Genomic DNA, 6,109 nt, shown 5'->3' on the forward strand with positions numbered 1-6,109 from the left:
CTACTTCGAACGGCTCGGCGTGCCTCGGCTCTCATGACCTCAACTACTCGAACCGCCCGGTGCGGACCCGCATGCCGGGTGGTGTGGGAGGGGAACGGTCAGGCAACCTGATCGCCCCTATCCCGATGCCGGGTAGAATCGCGCCGATGATTCCTTATTGGCGCCTGTCGGGCTACTACTTTTTCTACTTCGCTTTCGTCGGCGCCTTTTCACCGTATTTCGGTCTCTATCTGCAGTCCATCGGCAGCTCCGCTGCGCAGATCGCAGTGCTGATGTCGCTGATGTCCGTGATGCGCATGCTGGCACCGACCCTGTGGGGCTGGCTGGCAGACTGGCTGGGTGTGCGTACACCCATCGTGCGTCTGTCGGCGTTTCTTTCGGTCATCGGCTTTGCCGGCTTCCTGGTTACGGACGCCTATGTCGGGCTGTTCCTGAGCATGGCCTTCCTGTCCTTCTTCTGGAGCGCGGCGCTGCCCCTTGTGGAGACGCTGACCTTTGCCCACCTCAAGGGCCAGGCCAGCCGCTACGGAAATATACGGGTATGGGGGTCGGTGGGTTTCGTGATCGCGGTGCTTGGGCTCGGCTATCTGCTTGATGGCCTGCCGGTGCGGGCCTTGCTATGGATTACCCTCGCCATATTGGTAGGCATTTTCACCTGCGCCATGCTGATTCCCGAGGCCGTCAAGCTCGGAGTGCCCCAGCAGCCGGTGGCGTTGCGTTCGATCCTCCGGCGCCCCGAGGTGGGCGGGCTGCTGGCAGCGTGTTTCTTCATGTCGGCAGCCCATGGTGCCTTGTATGTCTTCTATTCGCTTCATCTGGTCGCTCATGGCTACAGCAAGTCGCTAGTCGGGTGGATGTGGACCCTTGGAGTGGTCGCGGAAATCGCTGTGTTTATGGGAATGCCCCAGCTCCTAAAGGTCTTTTCACTGCGGGATCTGCTGGTGTTGAGTTTCGTTGCGGCGGTACTGCGCTTTGCTCTGATAGGCTGGGGGGCAGATTCAGTGGTTGTGCTTCTGTTTGCCCAGGTCCTGCATGGGGCGACCTTTGGTGCCTACCATGCGGCGGCGGTGGCGGCGGTGAATCACTGGTTCGGTTCTCAGCATCAGGCCCGAGGGCAGGCCTTGTACGGAAGCATTTCCTTTGGGGCCGGTGGCATGATTGGAGGGCTTGTCAGCGGCTACACTTGGGATTCGATCGGCCCTGAATGGACGTACTCATTGGGGTCGCTGTTTGCTCTGGTCGGCTTGATCGTGCTGCTGGGCTGGTGGAGGGATGGGGGCGTGGCTCAGGCTGACGCCCATTGATGCGTGTGTAACAGGAAAGAGATATGAGCATGGGATTCAACTGGATGCGGGGCATGGCCCCGATGATTGTGACCGTAGCGTTTGTCAGCGCATGCCAGACGGTGAATACGACCCATACGGGTGCCGTCGGTATCGAGCGCAAGCAGATGATGATGGTTTCGTCGGGGGAGATGGACAAGGCTTCCTCTCAGAGCTATCAGAAGATTCTCCAGCAGGCAGGGCAGAAGAACGCCCTGAACCGCGACAAGGAGCAGGTGGCACGGGTGCGTGCCGTGGCGAATCGTCTGATCCCCACCACCGGAGCCTTCCGCCCTGACGCGCCCCAGTGGCGCTGGGAGGTGAATGTCCTCACCTCGCCCGAGCTCAATGCCTGGTGCATGGCGGGCGGCAAGATCGCCTTCTACTCCGGCATCATCGAGAAGCTGCAGCTTAGCGATGACGAAATCGCTGCGATCATGGGTCACGAGATCGCACACGCCCTGCGCGAACACGCCCGGGAGCGGGCATCCCAGGCGATGGTGACCAATATCGGGGTGGGTGTGCTGGGGGCGGCCCTCGGGGTGGGGCAGATGGGGACAGACCTGATCGGCTCCGTGGCCAAGGTGACTTTCGAACTGCCCAACAGCCGCGAGCACGAAATCGAGGCTGATCGTATCGGCGTCGAGCTGGCGGCGCGGGGGGGCTATGACCCGCGTGCCGCAATCACTCTTTGGCAAAAGATGGGTAAAGCCAGTGGCGGGCAGCCGCCCCAGTGGTTATCCACCCATCCTTCCAGCGAGAGCCGGCAGCAGGATCTGGCCCAGTATGCGGCCCGTGTGATGCCGCTCTACGAGCAAGCTACTCAGCACACGAAGCCTGTGAAATAATCAAGGTTTATCTGCCTCTACCATTCCTTCGCCCATGCAAGCGCAAACGCTTTACGAAAAACTGTGGTCGAGCCACGTGGTGCACGTCGAGGATGACGGTACCGCGCTGATCTACATTGACCGTCACCTCGTTCATGAAGTCACCAGCCCGCAGGCCTTCGAAGGCCTCAAGCTGGCTGGCCGCAAGCCGTGGCGTGTCGACTCCATCGTTGCGACGGCGGACCACAATACGCCCACCGATCACTGGGAAATGGGCATCCAGGATCCGGTTTCCCGCCAGCAGGTGGAAACCCTGGACAGCAATATCCGCGAGGTCGGTGCCCTGGCTTATTTTCCGTTCAAGGATGAGCGGCAAGGCATCGTCCACGTCATCGGGCCCGAGAACGGCGCCACGCTGCCGGGCATGACCGTGGTGTGCGGCGATTCCCATACCTCGACCCACGGCGCGTTCGCCTGTCTGGCCCACGGCATCGGTACTTCCGAGGTCGAGCACGTGATGGCCACCCAGTGCCTGCTGCAGAAGAAGTCGAAGACCATGTTGGTCCGCGTTGATGGTCAGCTCGGTGCAGGTGTGACGGCCAAAGATGTGGTGCTTGCCATCATCGGCCGTATCGGCACGGCCGGCGGCACGGGTTACGCCATCGAGTTCGGCGGCAGTGCCATTCGCAGCCTGTCCATGGAAGGGCGCATGACGATCTGCAACATGGCCATTGAGGCGGGTGCCCGCGCTGGCCTGGTTGCCGTGGATGACCAGACCGTGGCCTATCTCAAGGACCGTCCCTTCTCGCCCCGTGGCGAACAGTGGGACCGGGCCGTCGCCTACTGGCGCACCCTGCACTCCGATGATGGCGCCGTCTTCGACGCAGTGGTCGAGTTGAATGGTGCTGCCATCAAGCCGCAGGTGACCTGGGGGACCTCTCCTGAAATGGTTGCGGCGATTGACGGCATCGTGCCCGATCCTGTCCTCGAGAAAGATCCGGTCAAGCGCGAGGGCATGGAACGGGCGCTCCAGTACATGGGCCTCAATCCGCGTACCCCGATCAATGCGATTGCCATCGACAAGGTCTTCATCGGCTCCTGTACCAACTCGCGCATCGAAGATCTGCGTGCGGCAGCCTTTGTGGCCCGCGGCCGTCGCAAGGCCGACAATGTCAAACTGGTGCTGGTGGTGCCGGGGTCCGGCCTGGTCAAACGTCAGGCTGAGGCGGAAGGTCTCGACAAGATCTTCATCGCCGCCGGCTTCGAATGGCGTGAGCCCGGTTGCTCCATGTGCCTTGCCATGAACGCCGACCGGCTCGAGCCGGGCGAGCGCTGCGCGTCTACCTCGAATCGCAACTTCGAAGGGCGTCAGGGCGCGGGTGGGCGAACGCATCTGGTCAGCCCGGCCATGGCCGCTGCTGCGGCGATCGCCGGGCGGTTCGCCGATGTGCGCGAACTGGCCTGAGCGGAAAGGCGCACACATGCGTACTCATCTGCGTAGATTGACGGCGATGGCCGGCGTCATTGCGATGCTTGTCCTGACGGGCTGCAATACCGTGCAAGGTCTGGGCAAGGATATTGAAAAGGGTGGCGAAGCCATCCAGAAGGTAGCCAAGTAAATGAATCCATTCCGTAAACTTGATGGTCTGGTGGCGCCCATGGATCGCGCCAATGTCGATACCGACGCGATCATCCCCAAGCAGTTCCTCAAGTCGATCAAGCGCAGTGGCTTCGGTCCCAACCTGTTCGACGAATGGCGCTATCTGGATGTCGGGCAGCCGGGGCAAGATAATTCCGGGCGGCCCCGGAACCCTGATTTCGTGCTTAATCAAGCGCGTTATCAAGGCGCCCAGATCCTGCTTGCCCGCGATAACTTCGGCTGCGGCAGCTCGCGGGAGCACGCCCCGTGGGCGCTGGAAGACTTCGGCTTCCGCGTCATCATCGGGCCGAGCTTCGCCGATATCTTCTTCAACAACTGTTTCAAGAACGGACTGCTTCCGATCAAGCTGGACGCCGTTGAGGTTGATGCCCTGTTTGCCCAGTGTCTTGGTGCAAACGGCTACCGTCTGAGCGTGGATCTGGAAACCCAGACCATTACGCGCCCGGATGGCAAGGTGATCCCGTTCAATGTGGATCCTTTCCGTCGTGAATGCCTGCTCAATGGCTGGGATGACATCGGTCTGACTTTGCGGCATGCCGACAAGATCCGTGAGTTCGAGGCCCGTCGTCGCATCGAACAGCCCTGGCTGTTTGCCTGATTGCCCGCCGGCCCGAGGGTCGGCGTCATCCAACCAAAACAGAAAGACATAATGAAGATCTGCGTTCTGCCCGGAGACGGCATCGGCCCCGAAATCATGGAGCAGGCCCTGCGCGTGCTCGACGCCCTGCGTGGCGACGGTTTTGACTTTGAAGCTGAAACCGCCCTGATCGGCGGCTGTGCAGTGGATGCCACTGGCACCCCCTATCCCGAGGCCACCAGCAAGCTCGCCAAGGCTGCCGATGCGATCCTGCTCGGCGCCGTTGGCGGCCCCCAGTGGGACAACCTGCCCCGCGAGCAGCGCCCCGAGCGCGGCCTGCTGGCCATCCGCAAGGAACTCAACCTCTTTGCCAACCTGCGCCCGGCGATCCTTTATCCCGAACTGGCCAATGCTTCCACCCTGAAGCCGGAAGTCGTTGCTGGTCTGGATATCCTGATCGTTCGTGAGCTGACCGGTGACATCTACTTCGGCCAGCCCCGCGGTATTCGCGAGGAAGGTGGCGAGCGCGTCGGCTTCAACACCATGGTGTACTCCGAATCCGAAATCCGCCGCATCGGCAAGGTCGCCTTCGAAGCAGCCCGCAAGCGTGGCAAGAAGCTGTGCTCGGTGGACAAAATGAACGTGCTCGAGTGCACCCAGCTGTGGCGTGACGTGATGATCGAGCTGTCGGCCGATTACCCGGACGTGGAGCTGTCCCACATGCTGGTGGATAACGCCGCGATGCAGCTGGTGCGCGCGCCCAAGCAGTTCGACGTGATGGTGACTGGCAACATGTTCGGTGACATCCTCTCCGACGAAGCCTCCATGCTCACCGGCTCCATCGGCATGCTGCCGTCTGCATCCCTCGATGCCAACAACAAGGGCCTCTACGAGCCCAGCCACGGTTCCGCGCCGGACATCGCCGGCAAGGGGCTGGCCAATCCGTTGGCCACGATCCTGTCGGCGGCCATGATGCTGCGCTATACCTTCAATCTCGAGGCTCAGGCCGTGCGTATCGAGAATGCCGTCAAGAAGGTGCTGGCTGCGGGCTATCGTACCGGTGACATCTACGAAGCGGGCACCCGCCGCGTGGGCACCAGGGAAATGGGCGATGCGGTGATCGCTGCGTTGTAATCAATCAAGAAAAACATATCAAGTCTGATCGGGGATCAAAATGAAGAGAGTAGGTCTGGTTGGCTGGCGTGGCATGGTCGGTTCCGTGCTCATGCAGCGCATGCGCGAAGAGAATGATTTTGCACTGATCGATCCGGTGTTCTTCACCACCTCCAACCCCGGTGGAAAGGCACCCAACTTCGGCAAAGATGCTCCCGCGTTGAAGGACGCCAAGGATATCGACGAGCTCAAGTCGATGGACATCGTCATCACCTGTCAGGGCGGTGATTACACCAATGAGGTGTATCCCAAGCTGCGTGCTGCCGGCTGGAACGGCCACTGGATCGACGCTGCGTCCTCCTTGCGCATGGACCCGAAGGCCGTGATCATCCTCGATCCGGTCAACCTCAACGTCATCAAGGACTCCCTGGCCAAGGGCGGTCGTGACTGGATCGGCGGCAACTGCACCGTGTCCCTGATGCTGATGGCCCTGGGTGGTCTGTTCCAGCGTGATCTGGTCCAGTGGGCCACTTCCATGACCTACCAGGCGGCTTCGGGGGCTGGCGCCCAGAACATGCGTGAGTTGCTGTCCCAGATGGGTGAGCTGAAC

The 6,109-nt window shown here is 61.3% G+C and carries 7 protein-coding genes; all 7 read left to right on the top strand.

The features are described from left to right. Positions 1 to 146: 146 nt before the first annotated feature. Positions 147 to 1,304 carry an MFS transporter gene (locus PHI64_RS23180; RefSeq protein ID WP_299888697.1) on the top strand — a complete coding sequence of 386 codons (1,158 nt, stop codon included), beginning with the start codon at positions 147 to 149 and terminating at the stop codon, positions 1,302 to 1,304. 29 nt (positions 1,305 to 1,333) lie between these two features. Then, entirely contained in the window at positions 1,334 to 2,170 is an 837-nt protein-coding gene (locus tag PHI64_RS23185) for a M48 family metallopeptidase (protein ID WP_299888700.1), read from the top strand. A gap of 34 nt (positions 2,171 to 2,204) precedes the next feature. Further along, positions 2,205 to 3,614: a 3-isopropylmalate dehydratase large subunit gene (gene leuC / locus PHI64_RS23190; RefSeq protein WP_299888682.1), complete on the top strand. Its 1,410-nt coding sequence runs from the start codon at positions 2,205 to 2,207 to the stop codon at positions 3,612 to 3,614. 16 nt (positions 3,615 to 3,630) lie between these two features. Next, positions 3,631 to 3,768 carry an entericidin A/B family lipoprotein gene (locus PHI64_RS23195; protein WP_299888685.1) on the top strand — a complete coding sequence of 46 codons (138 nt, stop codon included), beginning with the start codon at positions 3,631 to 3,633 and terminating at the stop codon, positions 3,766 to 3,768. After that, entirely contained in the window at positions 3,769 to 4,407 is a 639-nt protein-coding gene (gene leuD / locus PHI64_RS23200; protein WP_299888688.1) for a 3-isopropylmalate dehydratase small subunit, read from the top strand. A 51-nt stretch (positions 4,408 to 4,458) separates the two neighbouring features. Beyond that, positions 4,459 to 5,520 (top strand): 3-isopropylmalate dehydrogenase, encoded by a 1,062-nt coding sequence (leuB, locus tag PHI64_RS23205; protein ID WP_299888691.1) that lies wholly within the window; start codon positions 4,459 to 4,461, stop codon positions 5,518 to 5,520. Positions 5,521 to 5,560: 40 nt separating this feature from the next. Beyond that, the coding region (locus tag PHI64_RS23210) for an aspartate-semialdehyde dehydrogenase (RefSeq protein ID WP_299888694.1) at positions 5,561 to 6,109 on the top strand (549 nt) is incomplete at its 3' end.

Origin of the sequence: Zoogloea sp., assembly GCF_028689785.1 — a bacterium.
GTDB lineage: Bacteria > Pseudomonadota > Gammaproteobacteria > Burkholderiales > Rhodocyclaceae > Zoogloea.